Here is a 20,945-nt window from a genome sequence, read left to right as displayed (position 1 = left end):
CGCAGACGCGGAACCCCCTGGAGGAAGAGTGACCGAGCCCGGCTTCGCCGAGGGAGCGAACGGGCAGCAGCCCGGCACCCCGGCGCGGGACGCCCAGCTGCTGGAACGCACCGTGTTCGAGGTGAAGCGCGTCATCGTCGGACAGGACCGGCTGGTGGAGCGCATGCTCGTCGGGCTGCTGGCAAAGGGGCACCTGCTGCTCGAAGGCGTGCCCGGGGTCGCGAAGACGCTGGCGGTCGAGACGTTCGCGCGCGTCGTGGGCGGGTCGTTCTCCCGCGTGCAGTTCACCCCCGACCTGGTGCCCGCCGACATCCTCGGCACCCGCATCTACCGCCAGGGCGCCGAGCGCTTCGACGTCGAACTGGGCCCGGTCGTGGCGAACTTCGTGCTCGCCGACGAGATCAACCGCGCGCCGGCGAAGGTGCAGTCGGCGATGCTCGAGGTGATGGCCGAGCGGCACGTGTCGATCGGCGGCAAGACCTTCCCGATGCCCGACCCGTTCCTCGTGCTGGCCACGCAGAACCCGATCGAGAACGAGGGCGTGTACCCGCTGCCGGAGGCCCAGCGCGACCGGTTCCTGTTCAAGATCCTGGTCGAGTACCCCTCCGCCGAGGAGGAGCGCGAGATCATCTACCGGATGGGCGTCACGCCGCCGGAACCGCACGAGGTGCTGAGCCCGGCGGAGCTGGTGCGGCTGCAGGGCGTCGCGTCGCAGGTGTTCGTGCACCACGCGCTGGTCGACTACGTCGTGCGGCTCGTGCTCACCACGCGCACCCCGAACGACCACGGCCTGTCCGACGTCGCGGGCTGGGTGTCCTACGGGGCCTCGCCGCGCGCGAGCCTCGGCATCATCGCCGCGGCGCGGGCGCTGGCGCTCGTGCGCGGCCGGGACTACGTGCTCCCGCAGGACGTCGTGGACGTCGTGCCGGACGTGCTGCGGCACCGGCTCGTGCTGTCCTACGACGCGCTCGCCGACGGCGTCCCGGTGGACCACATCGTCACCCGCGTGCTGCAGACCGTGCCGCTGCCGCAGGTTTCCGCCCGGCCGCAGGGCGGAGCCGGCCCGGTGCCGGCGGGCGCCCCCGTCAGGTAGCGGCGTGGCCGGCACCTCCTCGAAAGAACCGGGCGGACGCCCCGCCTGGGCCCCGCCGGTCCTGCGCGGCGACCGGATGGAAGCGGGCCTGCGCACCCTCGAACTCGAAGTGCGCCGCCGGCTCGACGGGCTGCTGCAGGGCAACCACCTCGGGCTCGTCCCGGGGCCGGGCTCGGAGCCCGGCGAGGCCCGGCCGTACCAGCCCGGCGACGACGTGCGCCGGATGGACTGGGCGGTCACCGCGCGCACGACGACGCCGCACATCCGCGAGACGGTCGCGGACCGCGAGCTGGAGACGTGGGTCGTCGCGGACATGTCGGCGAGCCTCGATTTCGGCACCGCGCTCTGCGAGAAGCGCGACCTGGTGGTCTGCGCGACCGCGGCGGTCGCGCACCTGACCGGCGGCGGCGGGAACCGGATCGGCGCGCTCGTGTCGAACGGCGAAGGCATCGCCCGGATACCGGCGCGCGGCGGGCTGCCGCACGCGCGCGGGCTCGTCCGGCGGCTGGCCGAGACGCCCCGCGCGGCCGAGGGCGTCCGCGGCGATTTCGCCGGTGCGCTGGAAAAGCTGCGCCGTCCGCCGCGCCGGCGCGGCCTGGCGGTGGCGATCTCCGACTTCCTCGGCCCGCTGGACTGGGAGCGCCCGCTGCGCGCGCTCGGCGGCAGGCACGAGCTGATCGCGATCGAGATCGTCGACCCGCGCGACGTGGACCTGCCGGACGTCGGCACCGTCGTGCTGGCCGACCCGGAGACCGGACGGCAGCGCGAGGTGCACGCTTCGGCGTTGCTGCGCAAGGAATTCGGCGCGGCGGCGAACGCGCACCGGCAGGCGGTCGCGGCCGGCCTGCGCCGGGCCGGGGCGGCGCATCTGGTGCTGCGCACGGATTCCGACTGGATCGCGGACATGGTGCGGTTCGTGGTCGCCCGCAAGCGCCGCTGGTCGGGAGGGGTCGCGTGACCGCGCCCGCGACCGCTGCCCGGACGACCGGTAAGGAGGCGACGGCATGAGCCTCGCCGGATTCAGTTCGCCGTGGTGGTTCCTGCTGCTGATCGCGGTCGCCGCGGTGGCCGTCGCGTACGTGGTGTCGCAGCGGCAGCGCCGCCGCCGGGTGATGCGGTTCGCGAACCTGGAGCTGCTGGAGAAGGTCGCGCCCAAGGCGCAAGGCTGGATCCGGCACGTGCCAGCGGTGCTGATCGTGTTGTCGCTGCTGTTCCTGACGGTTTCGCTGGCCGGTCCGACGGCCGAGCAGAAAGTGCCGCGCAACCGGGCGACGGTCATGCTGGTGATCGACGTGTCGCTGTCCATGGAGGCCACCGACGTCGCGCCGACGCGGTTGAAGGCGGCGCAGGACGCGGCGAAACAGTTCGCGCAGAACATGACCCCGGGCGTCAACCTGGGCCTGATCTCCTTCGCCGGAACCGCCACGGTGCTGGTCAACCCGACCACGGATCGCGCGGGCGTGTCGAAGGCGATCGACAACCTGAAGCTCGCCCAGTCCACCGCCACCGGCGAGGGCATTTACGCGGCGATGCAGTCGATCCAGAGCTTCTCCGCGGTGGTCGGCGGCGCGGAAGGCCCGCCGCCCGCGCGGATCGTGCTGATGAGCGACGGAAAGCAGACGGTGCCGGAGGACCTGTACGCCCCGCGCGGCGCGTACACCGCGGCGCAGGCGGCGAAGCAGGCGCAGATGCCGATCTCGTCGATCTCGTTCGGCACCGAGCACGGGTCGGTCGACATCGAGGGCAAGCAGCAGGACGTCCGCGTGGACGACGAATCGCTGCGCGAGATCGCCCGGTTGTCCGGAGGGGAGTTCTACAAGGCGGCGAGCGCGGACGAGCTGAAACGCGTGTACGCCGACCTGGGCGAGCAGATCGGGTACGAGCTGAAGAACGCCGACGCGAGCAAGCCGTGGGTGGTGCTCGGGACGATCATCCTGATGGCCGGGGCGGCTACCGCGCTGGTGTTCGGTCAGAGACTGCCGTAAGCGGCCCGGCGGCCGCCTGCCACGCGCCCGGGCGGACGCCGGTCGCCGTGCGGAAGAACACCGAGAAGTTGGACGCGTCGGGAAAGCCGAGCGTGCGCGCGCAGGCGGCCGCGGTGAGCCGGTCGTGGGCGAGGAGCCGTTTGGCTTCCAGGACGATCCGCTCGACGAGGTACGCCTTCGCGCTGCGGCCGGTGGCCCGCTGCACCGCCCGGGTGAGGGTGCGGGGCGCGTAGCCCAGCGTCCGGGCGTAGTAGCCGGCGTCGTGATGCTCCCGGAAGTGCGCTTCGACGCTGGACTGGAACCGCCGGAACACCGGATTGGCCGATGCCGCTCCGGCGGGGCGGGGGCAGAGCCGGGCGAGGAGCGCGGAGAGCAGGATCCCGGGCAGCTCCGCCGGGATGTCCTCGGGCGGGGCGGAGGTTTCGAGGACGAGATGGTCGCGCGCGGCGGCGACGAACGGCCAGTCGGCTTCGGGAATGCTCCACTGCGCGGCCAGCTCCGGGGACGCGGCGAGTTCCCGGGTGGCGCGGGTGACCGGCGCGGTCGGCACGAACAGCATGAGATGCCCCGCCACCCCGGCGATGTCCTCCCACCGGTGCACCGCTCCGGGCGCGACCCACACCGCGGACCGCTCCTGGAGCGGGTGCCGGAGGAAGTCCACGGCGACTGATCCGTGCCCGGCGTCGACAACGGCGAGGACGTGGAAGTCGGCACGCTGGGTCCCGCCGTCGTTCAGCTCGCGAAGGCGGTCGAACGGCATGGTTTCGACAGCGGCCGCGCGGCGCCCGGCGGGCTGGTAGGTCATCTGCCGGATCATCTGTCCAGTTTTCACCATGAGGCGACCAGTCCTGCCGATGCCTCGCCCGCGTGGAAGAGATTCGATGGAGACACCGAAAACCAGCCGCGCAAGCCCTGATCGAGAGGGTTCCGATGACCACGACACCGCAGTCGCTCCTGCCCGTTTACGACCACCGGCCGGGGACCGGGCCGACCCTGGTGTTCCTGCACTACTGGGGCGGCTCCGCCCGCACCTGGGACCTCGTCGTCGACCGTCTCGCCGGACGCGACACGCTCGCCGCCGACTTCCGCGGGTGGAGCCGCTCGAAGAACCTGGCGGGCCCCTACACCCTTCGCCAGCTGGCCGACGACACGCTCGCCGTGGTCGCTGACGCGGGCGTCACCGACTACGTCCTGATCGGACATTCCATGGGCGGCAAGGTCGCGCAGCTCATCGCAGCGACGCGGCCCGCCGGTCTCCGCGGGATCGTTCTCGTCGGTTCCGCTCCGGCGAAGCCCGCCGCTGCCGTCACGCCCGAGTACCGGGAAGGCCTTTCCCGTGCCTACGACTCGGCGGAGTCCGTCGCCGGCGCCCGGGACCACGTCCTCACCGCGACCGAGCTGCCCGAGCGGATCAAGGCGCAGATCGCGACCGACTCGCGGGCGTGCGCCGACGCCGCCCGCACCGAGTGGCCGCTGCGCGGGATCGCGGAGGACATCAGCGGACAGGCCCGCAGGATCAGCGTCCCGGCCCTCGTGCTCGCCGGAGAGAACGACCAGGTCGAGCCCGCCGACGTCCTCGTCGGCAACCTGCTGCCCTACCTGCCGGGAGCCGGCTTCGCGGTGCTCCCGGAAACCGGCCACCTGATCCCGCTGGAAGCTCCGGCCGCTCTTGCCGACGCGATCACGGCCTTCGCCCCAGCTGCCTGATCGCCTACGGTGTCGCGAAGCCGTTCTGCCGCCAGCCCTCGTAAACCGCGATGGCGGCCGTGTTCGCGAGGTTCAGCGACCGGTTGTTCGGCAGCATCGGCAGCCGCAGCCGGTCGGTGACCTCCGCCGCCCGCTGGACCTCGTCCGGCAGCCCGGCGGATTCCGGCCCGAACATCAGCACGTCCCCGGGCGCGTAAGAAACGTCCGTGTACAGCCGGGTCGCGGTCGCACTGAACGCGTACACCTTCGCCGGCAAGAGGACTTGCCACGCGGCGGCCAGATCAGCATGCACGTGGACGCGCGCGAGGTCGTGGTAATCCAGCCCGGCGCGGCGGAGCTGCTTGTCCTCCAAGGTGAATCCGAGCGGCTCCACCAGATGCAGCTCGCATCCGGTGTTCGCGGCCAGCCGGATCGCGTTGCCGGTGTTGGGCGGGATTTCGGGGCGGTAGAAGAGCACCCGGAACATCACGCCGCCTCGGGAAGGTGCTTCGCGTAGGCCGCACGCACCTCCGGCGGCGGCTCCGCCTTGCGGTAGTCCGCGGTGTCCACGAACACGTACCGCAGCCGGATCTCGGTCGTCACCGTCTCGCCGCGGCGGATCTCCAGCTCGAACTGCATCGACGTGGTGCCAAGGTGCGCCAGGTACACGGAGACCACCAGCTCGTCGTCGAACCGGCACGGCGCGAAGTACCGCAGGTTCGATTCGGCGACCACCACGTCGACCCCGGTGGCGAGCAGTGCGTCGTGCGAACCGAAGAGCGCTCTCTCCACCTCGAACGCCGCCATGTCCGCGTAGGCCAGGTAATGCGCGTTGAAGACGATCCCCTGGCCGTCGCATTCGTGGTAGCGCACGCGAAGGGGCATTTCGACGATGGGTCGGCGTTCGGTCACCCGGCCAATCTAGCGATCAGCCGTGCAGGGCGCGGTAAGTGTCGGCCGCGCCGCGGTGCAGGGGGATGGGCTGGGTGCCGATGAGGGTGCGCACGTCGAGGAACTGGGTTCCGACGGCTTGGGCGGGCACGAGTTCGGCGGCGCGTTCGGCGAGCACCCGGACCACCGCCGCGGCGACGTCGAACGGCAGTTTGGGGGAGCAGACCAGCAGGTTCGCGACCCCGATGGTGCCGAGCGCGCCGACCCCGCGGTAGGCCCCGGCGGGGACCTGGACCTGTTCGTACAGCGGGCCGTACGCCTTGCGCAGCTGGGGGAGCACCGACGTCAGCGGGATGAGCGAGAGCGGCGTGGTGCGGTTGAGGTCGGCGAGGGCGGGCGTCGGGATTCCGCCGGACCAGAGGAACGCGTCGATCCGGCGGTCGTGCAGCGCGGCGACCGCGTCGTTCAGCGGCAGGTGCTGCGCCTGGACGGGAACGCTGCTCGCGGCGAAAACCCGTTCGCCCAGCTGCGCGGCGCCGGAGCGGCTCGCGCCGACCGAGATGGGGCGTCCGGCCAGCGAACGCAGGTCGGTGAGCCGGTCTTCGGCGCGGACGACGAGCTGCAGGTAGTTCTCGTAGACCCGGCCGAGTGCTTGCAGCGGAACGGCTTTCCCGAACGGCGAGCCGCCGGTGATGGCCGATTGCGCGACGTCGGCGAGCGCCAAACCGAAGTCGGCCGTTCCGTCCTGGACCCGTTGCACGTTCTCGACGCTCGCCTCGGTGGGGAGCGCGCTGCAGTGCAGCCGCGGTTCGGCGCGCGACAGTTCGGCGGCCAGGACCTCGGCGAAGGCCAGGTAGAAGCCGCCGGGTTCGCCGGACGCGATGGTGATCTCGCGGTCCGGGCCGCGGTAGGTGTCGTCGCAGGCGGCGAGCGTGAGGGCGAGGCCGCCGAGGAGCGCGGTGCGGCGGGTGAGGCTCATGGCGTCCCCGCCGCGGGCAGCGTGACCCGGACCTGCAGGCCGTGCGGTTCGACCCCGCGCAGCTCCAGAACCCCGCCCCGGGCCCGGGTCTGCTCGCGGGCGATGGCCAGCCCGAGGCCGGTTCCGCGCGGTGCGCCGTCGCCGCCCGCGCGCCAGAACCGTTCGGTGGCCCGGGGGAGGTCCTCCGGCGGCAGGCCGGGCCCGTCGTCGGAGACGATCAGCGTGACACTGTCCGAAGCGGACTCCCAAGCGGCGGTGATGGTCGCTCCCTGACCGGCGTGGTGGACGGCGTTGTCCAGCAGGACGTCGAGAATCTGCGCCAGTTCGCTTTCCGGGGTGCGCACCAGCAGCGGCTCAGTATGCACCTCGCACGGCACGAGGGTCGCGCCGGCTTCCTCGGCGGACAACCGCCACGCGTCGACCCGTTCGGCCACGACCGCGGCCAGGTCGGCGGGTTCGTCGTCGGCGCGGGCGGCGAGCCGGGTCGCGGTGCTTTCCGCGGTGGCCAGGGCGAGCAGGCCGTCGAGAATCCGTTCCAGCCGTTCGACTTCCGCCACGGTCGCCTCGTAGGCCGGGCGGTTTTCGACCTCGGTGCCGAGCAGGTCGAGCCGCAGCCGCAGCGCGGCCATCGGGTTCCGCAGCTGGTGCGAGGTGTCCGCGACGAGCCGCCGCTGCTGGTTCGCCGATTCGACCACCGCGTCGGACATCCGGTTCACCGACGCCGCGAGCGACCGCAGTTCGCGCGGCCCGGACCGCTCCGGCACCTGCGCCCGTCGCCCGCCCGCCACCGCCAGCACGCCGGTCTCCAGCTCCACCAGCGGCCGCACCATCCACCTCGACAGCAGGACCGCGAGCAACACGAACAGCGCCGCGACCACCATCGCCCCGGCCGCGATCGCGCTCCACGCCGCCGCCACGTCCTCCGCCGCGGCGGTCACCGACGCGCGCAGCAGGACCACGCCGGACACCCGCGTCCCGGTGCCGACCGGACGGGCGAACAGCACCGGATCGTCCGACCACGGCCGGATCCGCTCGACCGGCGCCTCCGGCTCGTTCCGCAGCGTCGCCTCGATGAGCGTCCGCGCGGCTGGATCGCTGCTGGTCAGGCCGCCGGTTTCGACCAGCGGCCGCCGTTGCGCGTCGACGATCAGCACGCCTTCGCTGTATAACGACGAATACTGCCGGGCGTCGGCGCTCAACGCGGTCGCGTCGCCGGAATCGACGGCCTGTTGCGCGAGCACCACGAAGCGGTCGACGTCGCTGCTGCGCGAAATCACCAGCTGCTGGGTCCGCTGATCGGCGGTCGCGGACAGCAACGGCACGGCGAACGCGGCCACGACGGCGAGCGCGAGCGTGACCAGGACAGCCAGCAGGCGAGTGCGCACCGATCAGCTCCGGCCGAGCCGGTAGCCGAAGCCGCGGATCGTGGTGAGCAGGCCGGGCCGGTCGAGCTTCGCGCGCAGCTGCGTCATGTGGACGTCGAGCGAGCGCGACACGGCCAGGTACGCGTCGCCCCACACCTCGTCCATCAGCTGCTGGCGGCTCACCGCCGTGCCGGGACGCGCGGCGAGCACCGCCAGCACCGCGAACTCTTTCGTGGTCAGCCCGATGTCGCGGCCGCCGACGACGACCCGGCGCGCGCCGAGGTCGATCTCGACGTCCTCGATCCGCACCACCGGGTCTTTCGGCTCCGGGGACGAGCCGGCCGCCCGCCGCGCCACCGCGTCCATCCGGGCCAGCAGTTCGGCCATCCGCACCGGTTTCGCCAGGTAGTCGTCCGCGCCGAAGCGCAGCGCCCGGACCACCGACCGCTCGTCGTCGCGCGCGGTCAGCACGATCACCGGCACCGGGGAGACCTGGCGGATCTTGCGGAGCACGTCGAGCCCGTCGAGATCCGGCAGGCCGAGGTCGAGCAGCAGCAGGTCCGCGTCGCGGTGCCGGGTGAGGGCGTCCGAGCCGCGGCCGACCGAGGCGACCGAGTGGCCGTGCGCCTGCAGCGTTTCGGCGAGTGCCCGGGCGACCCCGGTGTCGTCCTCCACGAGCAGCACGCGCACGGCCGTCCTCCCGATCAGTCCTCGCCGCGTTCGAGAGCCGACGAACGCGAAGTTTCCCGCATTGTCGCGTACACGACGAGCGAGACGAGGACGCAGCCCGCGACGTACCAGAAGAAGAGCGATTCGTGCCCCGCCTTCTTCAGCGCCTGCGCGATCAGCTCGGCGGTCCCGCCGAAGATCGCGACGGTGAGCGCATACGGCAGGCCGACGCCGATCGCGCGGATCCGCGTCGGGAACAGCTCGGCCTTCACGATCGCGTTGATCGAGGTGTAGCCGGTCACGATCACCAGCGCGCCGAGCAGCAGCAGGAACGCGAGGAACGGCTGGCTGGTGTGCGCCATCAGGGTCATGATCGGCACGGTCAGCAGGGTGCCCGCGATGCCGAAGAACATCAGCAGCTTCCGGCGGCCGATCCGGTCCGACAGCCGTCCGGCCAGCGGCTGCAGGATCGCGAAGACCAGCAGCGCCAGGAACATGATCACGGTGACCGTGCGCCGCGGGATGTGCGCGGTGTTCTCCAGGAACTTCTGCGTGTAGGTGGCGTAGGTGTAGAACGCGACCGTGCCGCCGAGCGTCAGGCCGACGACCAGCAGGATCTCCCGCGGGTACTTCACGAGCTGGCGCAGCGTGCCGCGTTCGCCCTTGCCGGTCTCCGCGCCTTCGGTGACGCGCTGGTAGCTCTCGGACTCGTCCATCGACCGCCGCAGCGCCATCACGATCACCGCCGCGAGCGCGCCGACCACGAACGCGATCCGCCAGCCCCAGTCGCCCATCTGCTTGTCGGTGAGCACGCTCTGCAGGATCAGCTGCAGCCCGAGCGCGAGCAGCTGCCCGCCGACGAGCGTCACGTACTGGAAGCTGGAGTAGAACCCGCGCTTGCCCGGAGTGGCCACTTCGGACAGATACGTCGCCGAGGTGGAGTACTCGCCGCCGACCGAAAGCCCTTGCAGCAGCCGGGAGAACACCAGCAGGATCGGCGCCGCGATGCCGATCGTCGAGTAGCCCGGCGTCACCGCGATGAGCAGCGAACCGGCCGCCATCATCGAAACCGAGAGCACGAGCGCCGAACGCCGTCCGTAGCGGTCGGCGAACCGGCCGAGCAGCCAGCCGCCGAGCGGGCGCATGAGGAAGCCGACGGCGAACACCGCCGCGGTGTTGAGGAACTGCGCCGTGGCGTCGCCGCCGGGGAAGAACGCCTTCGCGAAGTAGACGGTGAACGCGGAATAGGCGTACCAGTCGTACCACTCGACGAGATTTCCGATCGAGCCGCGCAGCACGTTGCCGACCACGCGCCGCTCGTCCCGCGCCGAGCCGGCGTCCTGGATCCGGGTAGTCATCCTTGACCTCCTGTGTCGCGACTCACGGTGACCAACCGGGCAGTAACCATCAAGGTCGAGACGCGGTTCCTTACCTCCGCTTAGGACGGGAGTGCCGGGTGCGCCGCCGGTCAGCGCAGCCGATAGCCTCAGGCGGGCGCAGCAGCGAAGACGACGAGGAGAACTCAGTGGGACGGTCGGTCTTGGTCACCGGCGGCAACCGAGGCATCGGGCTGGCGATCGCCCGCGACCTCGCGGAGCAGGGCCACCGGGTCGCGGTCACGCACCGCGGGTCCGGCGCGCCGGAGGGGCTTTTCGGCGTGCAGGCCGACGTCACCGACGCCGAGCAGGTGGACGCGGCGTTCAAGCTCGTGGAGGAGCACCAGGGGCCGGTCGAGGTCCTGGTGTCCAACGCCGGGCTCACCGACGACACCCTGCTCATGCGGATGTCGGAGGAGCAGTTCGAGCGCGTGCTGAACGCGAACCTCACCGGGGCGTTCCGCGTCGCCAAGCGGGCCTCGCGCGGCATGCTGCGCGCCCGCTGGGGCCGCTTCGTGTTCATCTCGTCCGTGGTGGGCCTTTCCGGCTCGGCCGGGCAGGCGAACTACGCCGCTTCGAAGGCCGGTCTGGTCGGCTTCGCGCGTTCGCTCGCGCGGGAGCTGGGCTCGCGCAACATCACCGCGAACGTGGTCGCGCCCGGCTTCGTGCACACCGACATGACCGACGCGCTGAGCGAGGACCGGCGCAAGGAGATCCTCGCCAACGTCCCGTCCGGCCGCTACGCCGAGCCGGCCGAGATCGCCGCCGCGGTGCGGTACCTGTCCTCGGACGAGGCGGGCTACGTCAACGGCGCGGTGCTGCCCGTCGACGGCGGCCTCGGCCTCGGCCACTGATTCTTCTTTCCCGTACCCAACCCCACGACCTGGAGGACGCGTTGCCCGGATTGCTCGAAGGCAAGCGGCTGCTGATCACCGGCGTCATCACCGACGCCTCGCTCGCGTTCCACGCGGCCCGCATCGCCCAGCAGGAGGGCGCGAAGGTCGTGCTCACCGGCTTCGGACGGCTCTCGCTGGTGGAGCGCATCGCCAAGCGGCTGCCCGAGCCCGCCCCGGTGCTGGAGCTGGACGTCACGAACTCCGAGCACCTGGACTCGCTGGCCGACCGCGTCCGCGAGCACGTCGACGGCCTCGACGGCGTGCTGCACTCGATCGGCTTCGCGCCGCAGAGCTGCCTCGGCGCGCCGTTCCTGGACGCCCCCAGCGACGACGTGAAGGTCGCGGTCGACGTCTCGGCGTTCTCGTTCAAGTCGCTCGCGGTCGCGACGCTGCCGCTGCTCGGCCGCGGCGCCTCGATCGTCGGCATGGACTTCGACGCGCGCGTCGCGTGGCCGGTCTACAACTGGATGGGCGTCGCGAAGGCCGCGCTCGAGTCGGTGAACCGGTACCTGGCCAAGGAACTCGGCCCGCGGGGCATCCGGGTCAACCTGGTCAGCGCCGGCCCGATGAAGACCATGGCCGCCAAGTCCATCCCCGGCTTCGGCGAACTCGAAGGCGGCTGGGACGGCCGCGCGCCGCTCGGCTGGGACTCCTCGGACCCGGAGCCGACCGCCAAGACGGTGTGCGCCGTGCTGTCCGACTGGCTGCCCGCCACCACCGGGTCGATGATCATGGTCGACGGCGGAGTGCACGCGCTCGGCATCTGAGCGGGTTTGTGCGATGGCCCCGCGGGATCCTTTCCCGCGGGGCCATTTCTCTTTAGACGGTCGCCAGTCGCGGCGTGTGGTCGCGGTGGTGCAGACGCAGGGCGAATGTCAGGGCCGCCAGCGCGAGCGCTCCGAGCGCGACGCTCACCCACGCCACGCTCGAGAAGCCGAGCCCGGCGCTGATTGTGGTGCCGCCAAGCCACGGGCCGACGGTGTTGCCGACATTGAACGCGGACGTCGTGCTCGCGCCGACGAGGGTCGAGGTGCCGCCTGCCTCGACATAGGCTCGGACATTGAGCGCTGGGTTCGCTGCGAATCCCGCTGCGCCGAGGACGAGTACAGCGGCGACTGCGACGACCGGGTTGGTGGCGAAGGCGAGCGCGACGAGAGCGGCGACGGCGATGCCGAGGCTGCCGTAAAGGGTCGCGAACGGATACGCGTCAGCGAGTTTGCCGCCCGCAAAAATTCCGATTACCGCGCCGCCGCCGAACAGCGCGAGCACTACTGGCACCGCGGATTCCGGCAGTCCTGCGACGGAGACCAGCAGGGGAGCGAGGTAGCTGAACGTCGCGAACACCATCGCCTGCAGGAGGGCGATCACGCCGAGCGCGAGCCACAGTCGGCCGCGGCGGAACACGCGCAGTTCTTCGGCGATTCGCGGGGCTTCGGTGTGCTTCGCGGTGCGCGGGACCGTCAGCAGGACGGCGATGGCGGCTACGACGGTCAGCGCGGCTACTGCCCAGAAGGCGCTTCGCCAGCCTGCGTGCTGGCCCAGGAGGGTGCCTGCCGGGACGCCTACGACGTTGGCGATGGTGAGGCCGCCGACCAGTACTGCGAGCGCTTGTCCGCGGCGGGCTTCCGGGACGAGGCTGACGGTGGTCGCGGCGGCTACCGCCCAGAATCCGGCGCAGGCGACCGCGCTGATGATCCGGGTGGCGAAGAGGATGGCGTAGCCATCGGAGACCGCGCCGACGACGTGTGCGGCGGCGAAGACGGCCAGCAGGCCCAGGAGGGTGGTCCGGCGGGGGAGGCGGAGGGTGCTGACGGCGAGCAGCGGGGCGCCGACGACCATGCCGATGGCGAAGGCGGAGATCAGGAGGCCCGCGTCCGGGATGGTGACGTTCAGGTCGGCGGCCATGCCGGGGAGGAGGCCGGTGATCATGAACTCGGAGGTGCCCAGCGCGAAGATGCTGAGGCCGAGCACGAAGACGGCTAGGGGCATTGTCTGGGGTCGCTTTCTGGAATCGGTGGTACAAAATTGGGTCGGGTTTTGGGGTCGGCTCGTCGCCCTGGCGGGCGACATTGCCGATTGGGTTGTTGCGTGGGGCCCCCGAAGTTTGATTGTGCTGACGGTTCGGGGGTGCTTGTCAAGGCGGGAAAGATGCCTTGACAAGCACCCCCGAACCGCAGGGAGGCTTCGTATCGGGGGCGGGGGGAGGTGTGGGTGCCTCGCTCGTTGGGTGCGGCGGTTGCTGTTGGTGCGTGGTGTGAGGGAGGGGCTGGGTGCTTCGATTTTTGGGTGTGGTGGTGCGGTTTTTGGTGTGTGTGGTTGGGAGGTTGTCGGGGTGGTGTCAGTGGGTGGTTAGCGGCGGGCTACTGCGCTCGTCGCGATTTCCGCTACTGACGTCAGTGCTTCTCTTTCTGCTCCGCGGCGGGACATCGTGCGGAGGCCGGAGATGGTGGCGTGGATGAAGTTCGCGATGTCGGCGGCGTCGCGGTCGCGGGTGACGCTGCCGTCTGCTTGGCCGGTGCGGGCGAAGTGGGTCAGTGCCGACAGGTGTGCTTCGGTGTCGGCGTTTACCTGTGCCGCGAATTCCGGGTCGGTGGTGCCGAATTCGGCGATCGTGTTCACCATCAGGCAGCCGCGTCTGCCGTTTTCCAGTTCGTCGTCGATGGTCGACGCCAGGAGCAGGCGGATGGCTCCCAGTCCGTCCGGTGCGTTGTCCAGCAAGGTTTCCCGCAGCCGGATGCCTCGGTGCGAGTAGTGGTCGAGCACGCGCCGGAACAGTTCGTGTTTGCTGGAGAACGTGTTGTAGATGCTGCTGCGGCCCAGTCCGGTGGCGGCGCACAGTTCCTCGGTCGAGGTCGCTTCGTATCCGCGTGCCCAGAAGGCGTTCATCGCGCCTTCGAGCGCTTCGGTCTCGTCGAACTCTCGTGGCCTCGGCATACCGACCACGCTAACACATTTTAGATAGCTCAGTACACAACTGGCCCGCCGAGGCGTGCGGAGCGCCACAGGGGCAGGATGAGCACCGTGGGTTACGACGCGTTGCTATGGCTTTCGTTCGGCGGTCCGGAGGGGCCCGACGAGGTGATGCCGTTCCTGGAGAACGTCACCCGGGGGCGGGGCGTGCCGCGGGAGCGGCTGCTCGAGGTTGCCGAGCACTACCAGCACTTCGGCGGGGTCTCGCCGATCAACCGGCTCAACCGGGCCGCGATCGCCGCGGTCGAGAAGCAGCTCGCGGCGGAGAACATCGAGCTTCCGGTGCACTTCGGCAACCGCAACTGGGCGCCGATGGTCGAGGACACCGTGGCCAGGATGAAGGACGCGGGCGTCCGTCGCGCGTTGGTGTTCCCGACGAGCGCGTACGGCGGCTACTCCGCGTGCCGCCAGTACGACGAGGACATCGAACGAGCCCGCGCCGCAGTCGGCGAAGGCGCACCGGAACTGGTGAAACTGCGCCAGTTCTTCGACCACCCGCTGTTCGTCGCCGCGGTCGCCGACGCAGTCCGCGCCGCCCACGCCAAACTCGGCAACCGTCCCGGCACCCGCACGGTCTTCACCGCCCACTCGATCCCGGAAAGCGCCGACCTGGCCTCCGGCCCACCGTCCGAAGGCGGCCGCCGTTACTCGAGCCAGATCGCCGAAGCCGCCCGCCTCGTGGCCGCCGAAGCGGGAATCGCTGAGTACGACGTGGTCTGGCAGTCGCGCTCCGGTCCGCCGCAGATCCCGTGGCTGGAACCGGACATCGTCGACCACCTCGACGCCCTGCACGCGCAAGGCGTGGACTCGGTAGTGGTCAGCCCGATCGGCTTCGTCGCGGACCACCTGGAGGTAATCTGGGACCTGGACAACGAAGCAGCAGACCGAGCCGCCGAACACGGCATGGCCTTCGCCCGCGCCGCGACGCCGGACGCCGACCCGAGGTTCGCGGAAATGGTGGTCGAACTGGTCCGCGAACACCTGACGGATGCACCCGCGCGAAAACTCTCGCCCTTCCCAGCGGCAGGCTGCACCGTCAACGGCGCCCCCTGCGCACTCAACTGCTGCGAACCCCCGCGCCGCCCCACCCGCTAACCGTCCCTGTTCCCCCCACGGACTTCACGGAGCCACCACCACTGCCGCAGCGTGGGGCGCTAGCCCCACCCAAAAAACCGCCGCCGCTGCACCCAAACAGCGAGGCACCCACCCCTCCCCCCGCCCCGATACGAAGCCTCCCTGCGGTTCGGGGGTGCTTGTCAAGGCATCTTTCCCGCCTTGACAAGCACCCCCGAACCGTCAGCACAATCAAACTTCGGGGGCCCCACGCAACCACTCAACCGGCAATGTCGCCCCCCAGGGCGACGAGCCGAACCCCCGTCCCCCTCAAACCTGCCGATCCCCCTGCTCAGCAAAAACCCGCACCGCCTCATTAACCGACGCAGTACGAGCCCCCCGAACCGCCTCCGTCAACGGCCGCAACGCCTCCGCCCGCCGATTCACCGCCGAAGCCGACAACGCCCCACCGGGATCATCCGCCTGAGCCACAGCCAAAATCGCCGAAATCTCCTCGGCCCGCTGCAACACCCGCAACGCCCGCCCCGGCGTCCCGGCAGGCCACTCCACCTGAGGCCGAGCCCGCAAATGCGCCGACAGCTCCGCCCGCACCCCAGGCCGATCGCTGGCCACGTCCAACGCCTGCAACGCCCCAGCACTCGCCCGGATAGCGTCAGTCAACCCGTGCTCAGCGTCCGGCAACGGCTGATACTCCAGCGAAACCGGCGCGGGAAGCGAATACACCGTCCACCGCATCAACCCTTCGGCGATCGGCTCCGGCACCAGCCCGAACCCCAGCCCGCCGAGCACCACGGCCTCCCCGCACCGCAACGCCGCCTCAGCGAACGGCCCGCCCCCGCCGAGACCCCGCACATCGCCCGGCACCGGCAGCACGAGCTGGACACTGACCGCCCCCTGCGCCCGCAACGCGAGGAGCAGCTGCACCGGAGTGGCCGCCCGGTGAAAGGCGAGCGGCAGATCGAACGCCTCGGCCGCGGCGGGATCGGCCGCTACGACGTCGTGGGCCTCGGCCCAGTCCTGCAGGGCGTCGAGGACGTCGTCGGACGCCGCGGCCCCGTTCAGCCACGCGGAGGACCAGACGGCGAGAGTCGCACTGGGTCGGCACACGACTGCTCATTTTACCGGTTCCTCCCGGCTCCGCCGATCCCCGCCCGGCTGGAGCCGCTCCACATCGACGGATGCCGGAACGGTCAGTAGCGTCGAAGGGGTGAACGCTGTTCCCGACGCTCTTCCCCGCACCGCCGGCGAGCTCCGCGCCGCCGGATACGCCCCGCGCCCGATCGCGCGCGAGATCCACGACAACCTGCTCGCGGCGCTGCGCGAGGGCCGCGACGCCTGGCCCGGCATCGTCGGCTTCTCCCGCACCGTGCTGCCCCAGCTCGAACGCGCCCTGCTCGCAGGCCACGACGTCGTCCTGCTCGGCGAACGCGGACAGGGCAAGACCCGCCTGCTGCGCACCCTGGCCGGCCTGCTCGACGAGTGGACCCCGGTCATCGAGGGCTCCGAGCTGGGCGAACACCCGCTCGAGCCGATCACCCCCGCGTCGATCCGGCGCGCCGCCGAACTCGGCGACGACCTGCCGGTGGCCTGGCGGCACCGCAGCGAGCGCTACACCGAAAAGCTGGCCACGCCGGACACGAGCGTGGGCGACCTGATCGGCGACGTCGACCCGGTGAAGGTCGCGCAGGGCCGCAGCCTCGGCGACCCGGAGACCATCCACTTCGGACTCGTGCCGCGCGCGCACCGCGGCATCGTCGCGATCAACGAGCTGCCCGACCTCGCCGAGCGGATCCAGGTCGCGCTGCTGAACGTGATGGAGGAACGCGACATCCAGGTCCGCGGCTACACGCTGCGGCTGCCGCTGGACGTCCTCCTCGTCGCCACCGCCAACCCCGAGGACTACACCAACCGCGGCCGGATCATCACGCCGCTGAAGGACCGGTTCGGCGCGGAAATCCGCACGCACTACCCGCTGGACGTCGAGTCCGAGGTCGCCGTGGTGCGCCAGGAGGCCAATCTCGTCGCGGAGGTCGGCGAGCCGCTGCTGGAGGTGCTGGCCCGGTTCGTGCGCAACCTGCGCGAGTCGCCGGTGATCGACCAGCGTTCCGGCGTGTCCGCCCGGTTCGCGGTGGCGGCGGCGGAAACCGTCGCGGCGGCGGCGCTGCGCCGGGCCGCGGTGACGGGGGAGGACCCGGCGGTCGCGCGGCCGGTCGACCTCGAGGCCGTGCCCGCCGTGCTGCGCGGCAAGATCGAGTTCGAGCCCGGCGAGGAAGGCCGCGAGGTCGAGCACCTCGTGCACCTGATGCGCCGGGCGATCGCGGAAACCGCCCGCGAACGGTTCGCCGGGCTGGACCTGCGGCCGCTGTCCGACGCGGTGGCGGACGGCCACCTGGTCGCCACCGGCGAGCGCGTCCCCGGCTCGGAAGTCCTTGCCGCGCTGCCGGAACTGCCGGTGCTGCACGAGGTCGCGCAGCGGGCCGGAGTGGGCGCGGACGAGCCGGCGGGCCGGATCGCGGCGGCGGTCGAACTGGCGCTGGAGTCGCTGTTCCTCGCCCGCAGGCTGGCGAAGGACTCCGACGACGGCACGACGGTGTACGGCGAATAATGCCGCTCTTACCGGAGGGATATTCCTACGGCCCGTGGCACGACGGGCCGGATCCGCTGGCCCCGCCCGCCGACCTGCGCGACGCGCTGGACGAGATCGGCCGCGAGGTCATGGGCGGCTCGTCGCCGCGCGCGGCGCTGGAGGAACTGCTGCGCCGCGGCACCGAACGCACCGCCGGCCTGGACGAGCTGACCCGCCGGCTGTGGCAGCGCCGCTCGCAGATCCAGCGGCGGCACCGGCTGGACGGCACGCTGCGGGAAGTCCAGCAGCTGCTGCAGGAGGCGCTCGAAGCCGAACGCCGGGAACTGTTCCCGGACCCCGACGACGAGGCCCGCTTCCGCGAAGCCCAGCTCGACGCCTTGCCGCCCGGCACCGCGGCGGCGGTCCGCGAGCTGAACGAGTACGACTGGCGTTCGGACGAAGCCCGGCAGAAGTACGAACAGATCCGCGACCTCCTCGGCCGCGAAATGCTGGACGCGCGCTTCCAGGGCATGAAGCAGGCGATGCGGAACGCCGGTCCCGAGGACGTCGAGCGGATCAACCAGATGCTCGGCGACCTCAACGCGCTGCTCTCCGCGCATGCCCAGGGCGCGAGCGACATCGGCGAACGCTTCAGCGAGTTCATGCGGCGGCACGGCGAGTTCTTCCCGGAGAATCCGCGGAACGTCGACGAGCTGATCGACGTTCTCGCCGCCCGTTCCGCCGCCGCGCAGCGGATGCTGAACTCGATGTCCGAGGAACAGCGCGCCGAACTGGCCGAGCTCGCGAACCAAGCGTTCGGCGACCCAAGGCTGGCGCAGCAACTGTCCGCTTTGGACTCCCAGCTGCGCGCGTTGCGGCCAGGGGAGGACTGGACGTCGTCGTCGCGTTTCCGCGGCCAAGACCCGCTGGGGCTCGGTGAGGGCGCGCAGGCGATGGCCGACCTGGCGGAACTGGACGCGCTCGCCGAGCAGCTCGGCCAGTCGTACCCGGGGGCCCGGCTGGAAGACATCGACCTGGAGGCACTGGAACGCCAGCTCGGCCCGGACGCGGGCGTCGACGCTCGCCGGCTGTCCGAATTGGAACGAGAACTGCGGCAGCAGGGCTTGTTCGAGCGTGCCGCGGACGGCGCCTTGCGGTTGTCTCCCAAGGCATTGCGCCGCCTCGGCGAGACCGCACTGTCCGATGTGGTCAATTCGCTGCGCGGCAAGACCGGGGAGCGCGAGACCGAATCCGCGGGCGCGGCGGGCGAACCGACCGGATCGAGCCGTCCCTGGCGGTTCGGGGACATGCAGCCCTGGGACGTCCCGCGGACCGTGCGCAACGCGGTGTTGCGCTCCGCTGCGGTGGGCGAGGGGAGTGTTCGCCTCGACGTCGAGGACGTCGAGGTCGTCGAGACCGAACACCGCTCCCGAGCCGCGGTCGCGCTGCTGGTCGACACGTCGTGGTCGATGGTCCAAGAGGGCCGCTGGCTGCCGATGAAACGCACCGCGCTGGCGCTGCACCAGCTGATCAGCACCAGATTCCGCAACGACGCCCTGCAGCTGATCACCTTCGGCCGCTACGCGATGCCGGTGGAGCTGCCCGAACTGGTCGGCCTGGAAGGCACCTGGGAACAGGGCACCAACGCGCACCACGCGCTGCTGCTGGCCGGAAGGCACCTGCGCCGCCACCCGGACGCCCAGCCGGTCGTCCTGATGGTCACCGACGGCGAGCCGACCGCCCATCTGGAGCCCGACGGCGAGGCGGAATTCTCCTATCCGCCGGAACCGGCGACCATCTACAAGACACTGTCCGAAGTGGACCGGATCGCCAAGCTGGGCGCGTCCGTGACCGTTTTCCGGCTGGGCGACGACCCGCGTCTGGAAGCCTTCGTGGACACCATCGCCCGCCGCTCCGGCGGGCGGGTCGTGGCCCCGGACCTGGACGGCCTGGGCGCCGCGGTCGTAGGCGACTACCTCCGCACGCGCCGCCGCTGACCCCCGGGCAAGGTCCGGGAAGGGCTCGCTGACTCACTCGCCGAGCCCTTCCCGGACTTACCGGCGGTGCACCAGGATCCGGGCGCCGTCGCCGGGAACGAGCGTGATGTGCCGCGTCTTGGTCCGCTCCGGCCGCGGGCTCGGCGCGCTGACCCGGTACCGCGCGAACAGCTCCCGCAGCACGATCGTCGCCTCCAGCAACGAGAATCCCGCCCCGAGACAGCGCCGCGCGCCGCCGCCGAAGGGGAACCAGCTGCCGGTCGGCGGTCCGCTGCCGAGGAATCGCGTCGGGTCGAACACCTCCGGCGACGGATGGTGCTCCGCGTCCGCGTGAATCATCGAAATCGACGGCAGCACCAGGTATCCGGCCGGAACCGTGTACGGCCCCACGCGGACGTCCTTGGTCAGCTTCCGCGAAACCTCGGAAATGATCGGCCGCAGCCGCATCGCTTCCTTGGCAACGGCTTCCAGGTACTTCTCGTCGCCCTCGCCGGCCGCGCGGGCGGTCTCCGCGGCGGTGACCGGATCCCGGGCCAGCTCGTGCAGCGCCCAGGCCAGCGCGGTCGCCGTGGTCTCGTGCCCGGCCAGCAGCAACGTGATCAGCTGGTCGCGCAGTTCGAGATCGGAGAGCTGATCGTCGCCGGGAACGGTCAGCAGCCGCGACAGCACATCGCTTCGCTCCGCCAGATCCGGCGCGGCCCGCCGTTCGGCGATCTCCGCGTACAGCAGCTGGTCGACCCGCTCCTGCCGCTCGCGGTTCCGCCGCCACGGCCCGAACTTCTGCAGCGCCGGGCTGTGCCAGCCGAAGAGATCCAGCGCGCTGATGTCGATGACCTGCTCCAGCGCCACGCGCAACTCCGCGAGCCGAGGCCCGTCGGTCACGCCGAAAACGACCCGCAGGATCACTTCCAGGGTCAGCGCGCGCATCCGGTCGTGCGCCCGGAACGCCCGGCCCTGCGGCCAGCGCTCCAGCTCCGCGACGGTCAGCTCGGTGACCAGGTCGCGGTATCCGCGCATCGCCGCCCCGTTGAACGCGGGCATCAGCAGCTTCCGCGCCCGGCGGTGCTCCTCCTCGTCGGTGAGCAGCACGGAATGCTCGCCCAGTATGGGCTTGAGCACCATGTTCCCCTCGCCGGCGTGGAACGTCTCGACCGGGCCGGCGAAGATCTCGCGGACCAGATCGAGGTCCCCGATCAGCACCACCGAACGCTCCGGGTAGAGCTTCAGCCGCACGACGTCCCCGTAACGCCGCCGCAGCAGCGGAAGCAGAGAGTTGCGGAAAGCGCCGAAAAGGACGGTCTGGACGGCGAGCGGCAGGCGGGGACCGGGGGGAAGAGGAGAATGGGCGCGGAGGGGCGTGCGCAAAGCCATGCTTCGTTCGTACTCGCGCCGGAGCGCG

The 20,945-nt window shown here is 71.1% G+C and carries 20 protein-coding genes; 9 read left to right on the top strand and 11 right to left on the bottom strand.

The genetic code is table 11. The features are described 5' to 3' along the window. Nucleotides 1–28 precede the first annotated feature (28 nt). The 3 genes from F9C11_RS29185 (at nucleotide 29) to F9C11_RS29175 (ending at nucleotide 3,078) form a co-directional block, all read left to right on the top strand. A complete protein-coding gene (locus tag F9C11_RS29185) occupies nucleotides 29–1,093 on the top strand; it encodes a MoxR family ATPase (RefSeq protein WP_037806526.1) in 1,065 nt (354 codons plus the stop codon). Nucleotides 1,094–1,169: 76 nt separating this feature from the next. Beyond that, nucleotides 1,170–2,051: a DUF58 domain-containing protein gene (locus F9C11_RS29180; protein WP_409186996.1), complete on the top strand. Its 882-nt coding sequence runs from the start codon at nucleotides 1,170–1,172 to the stop codon at nucleotides 2,049–2,051. Between the two features lie 46 nt (nucleotides 2,052–2,097). Next, nucleotides 2,098–3,078 carry a VWA domain-containing protein gene (locus F9C11_RS29175; RefSeq protein WP_409180557.1) on the top strand — a complete coding sequence of 327 codons (981 nt, stop codon included), beginning with the start codon at nucleotides 2,098–2,100 and terminating at the stop codon, nucleotides 3,076–3,078. On the opposite strand, the gene F9C11_RS29170 is transcribed toward F9C11_RS29175, so the two are convergent. After that, nucleotides 3,044–3,895, bottom strand: a complete 852-nt coding sequence (locus F9C11_RS29170; RefSeq protein WP_409180556.1) for a helix-turn-helix domain-containing protein — start codon at nucleotides 3,893–3,895, stop codon at nucleotides 3,044–3,046. The two genes, F9C11_RS29175 and F9C11_RS29170, sit on opposite strands and share 35 nt — an antisense overlap. Nucleotides 3,896–4,008: 113 nt before the next feature. Here F9C11_RS29170 and F9C11_RS29165 point away from each other — a divergent pair, with 113 nt between their 5' ends. Beyond that, nucleotides 4,009–4,785 (top strand): alpha/beta fold hydrolase, encoded by a 777-nt coding sequence (locus F9C11_RS29165; protein ID WP_409180555.1) that lies wholly within the window; start codon nucleotides 4,009–4,011, stop codon nucleotides 4,783–4,785. Between the two features lie 4 nt (nucleotides 4,786–4,789). On the opposite strand, the gene F9C11_RS29160 is transcribed toward F9C11_RS29165, so the two are convergent. Genes F9C11_RS29160 through F9C11_RS29135 form a run of 6 tightly spaced genes read right to left on the bottom strand, consistent with a single transcriptional unit; the run spans nucleotide 4,790 to nucleotide 10,025 of the window. Beyond that, a complete protein-coding gene (locus F9C11_RS29160) occupies nucleotides 4,790–5,251 on the bottom strand; it encodes a tRNA (cytidine(34)-2'-O)-methyltransferase (protein ID WP_409180554.1) in 462 nt (153 codons plus the stop codon). Further along, nucleotides 5,251–5,676 carry an acyl-CoA thioesterase gene (locus tag F9C11_RS29155; protein ID WP_409180553.1) on the bottom strand — a complete coding sequence of 142 codons (426 nt, stop codon included), beginning with the start codon at nucleotides 5,674–5,676 and terminating at the stop codon, nucleotides 5,251–5,253. The genes F9C11_RS29160 and F9C11_RS29155 overlap by 1 nt, the downstream gene beginning before the upstream one ends. 16 nt (nucleotides 5,677–5,692) lie before the next feature. Further along, on the bottom strand, nucleotides 5,693–6,634 hold the full coding sequence (locus F9C11_RS29150) for a TAXI family TRAP transporter solute-binding subunit (protein WP_409180552.1): 942 nt from the start codon (nucleotides 6,632–6,634) through the stop codon (nucleotides 5,693–5,695). After that, nucleotides 6,631–8,019, bottom strand: coding sequence for a sensor histidine kinase (locus tag F9C11_RS29145; RefSeq protein WP_409180551.1), 1,389 nt, complete (start codon nucleotides 8,017–8,019; stop codon nucleotides 6,631–6,633). The genes F9C11_RS29150 and F9C11_RS29145 overlap by 4 nt, the downstream gene beginning before the upstream one ends. A 3-nt stretch (nucleotides 8,020–8,022) precedes the next feature. Beyond that, a complete protein-coding gene (locus F9C11_RS29140) occupies nucleotides 8,023–8,688 on the bottom strand; it encodes a response regulator transcription factor (RefSeq protein ID WP_409180550.1) in 666 nt (221 codons plus the stop codon). A 14-nt stretch (nucleotides 8,689–8,702) separates the two neighbouring features. Then, on the bottom strand, nucleotides 8,703–10,025 hold the full coding sequence (locus tag F9C11_RS29135) for an MFS transporter (RefSeq protein ID WP_409180549.1): 1,323 nt from the start codon (nucleotides 10,023–10,025) through the stop codon (nucleotides 8,703–8,705). A 167-nt stretch (nucleotides 10,026–10,192) separates the two neighbouring features. On the opposite strand from F9C11_RS29135, the gene fabG reads away from it, so the two are divergent. Continuing rightward, nucleotides 10,193–10,897, top strand: a complete 705-nt coding sequence (fabG, locus tag F9C11_RS29130) for a beta-ketoacyl-ACP reductase (protein WP_043826988.1) — start codon at nucleotides 10,193–10,195, stop codon at nucleotides 10,895–10,897. 41 nt (nucleotides 10,898–10,938) lie between these two features. Further along, nucleotides 10,939–11,706 (top strand): enoyl-ACP reductase FabI, encoded by a 768-nt coding sequence (gene fabI / locus F9C11_RS29125; RefSeq protein ID WP_409180548.1) that lies wholly within the window; start codon nucleotides 10,939–10,941, stop codon nucleotides 11,704–11,706. Nucleotides 11,707–11,758: 52 nt separating this feature from the next. On the opposite strand, the gene F9C11_RS29120 is transcribed toward fabI, so the two are convergent. Beyond that, nucleotides 11,759–12,928 (bottom strand): Cmx/CmrA family chloramphenicol efflux MFS transporter, encoded by a 1,170-nt coding sequence (locus F9C11_RS29120; RefSeq protein WP_409180547.1) that lies wholly within the window; start codon nucleotides 12,926–12,928, stop codon nucleotides 11,759–11,761. A 360-nt stretch (nucleotides 12,929–13,288) separates the two neighbouring features. Further along, nucleotides 13,289–13,873: a TetR/AcrR family transcriptional regulator gene (locus F9C11_RS29115; protein ID WP_409180546.1), complete on the bottom strand. Its 585-nt coding sequence runs from the start codon at nucleotides 13,871–13,873 to the stop codon at nucleotides 13,289–13,291. An 87-nt stretch (nucleotides 13,874–13,960) separates the two neighbouring features. Here F9C11_RS29115 and F9C11_RS29110 point away from each other — a divergent pair, with 87 nt between their 5' ends. Next, nucleotides 13,961–15,004: a ferrochelatase gene (locus tag F9C11_RS29110; RefSeq protein ID WP_409186995.1), complete on the top strand. Its 1,044-nt coding sequence runs from the start codon at nucleotides 13,961–13,963 to the stop codon at nucleotides 15,002–15,004. A 288-nt stretch (nucleotides 15,005–15,292) separates the two neighbouring features. Here the strand turns inward: F9C11_RS29110 and F9C11_RS29105 are convergent, their stop codons facing one another. Continuing rightward, nucleotides 15,293–16,090, bottom strand: a complete 798-nt coding sequence (locus tag F9C11_RS29105; RefSeq protein ID WP_409180545.1) for a hypothetical protein — start codon at nucleotides 16,088–16,090, stop codon at nucleotides 15,293–15,295. Between the two features lie 100 nt (nucleotides 16,091–16,190). Here F9C11_RS29105 and F9C11_RS29100 point away from each other — a divergent pair, with 100 nt between their 5' ends. Together F9C11_RS29100 and F9C11_RS29095 are read left to right on the top strand one after the other, a co-directional pair. Continuing rightward, complete coding sequence (locus F9C11_RS29100) at nucleotides 16,191–17,588, top strand: ATP-binding protein (RefSeq protein ID WP_409180544.1); 1,398 nt, start codon at nucleotides 16,191–16,193, stop codon at nucleotides 17,586–17,588. After that, nucleotides 17,588–19,546 (top strand): hypothetical protein, encoded by a 1,959-nt coding sequence (locus F9C11_RS29095; RefSeq protein WP_409180543.1) that lies wholly within the window; start codon nucleotides 17,588–17,590, stop codon nucleotides 19,544–19,546. Before F9C11_RS29100 ends, F9C11_RS29095 begins: the two co-directional genes overlap by 1 nt. 57 nt (nucleotides 19,547–19,603) lie before the next feature. Here F9C11_RS29095 and F9C11_RS29090 read toward each other — a convergent pair whose 3' ends face one another. Next, nucleotides 19,604–20,917 carry a cytochrome P450 gene (locus tag F9C11_RS29090; protein ID WP_409186994.1) on the bottom strand — a complete coding sequence of 438 codons (1,314 nt, stop codon included), beginning with the start codon at nucleotides 20,915–20,917 and terminating at the stop codon, nucleotides 19,604–19,606. Between the last annotated feature and the right edge of the window lie 28 nt (nucleotides 20,918–20,945).

It is taken from the genome of Amycolatopsis sp. VS8301801F10 (assembly GCF_046195355.1).
Classification (GTDB): Bacteria; Actinomycetota; Actinomycetes; order Mycobacteriales; family Pseudonocardiaceae; genus Amycolatopsis.
The sequence above is the reverse complement of the archived record's forward strand: the minus strand, read 5'-3'. Positions and strand labels throughout refer to the sequence as shown.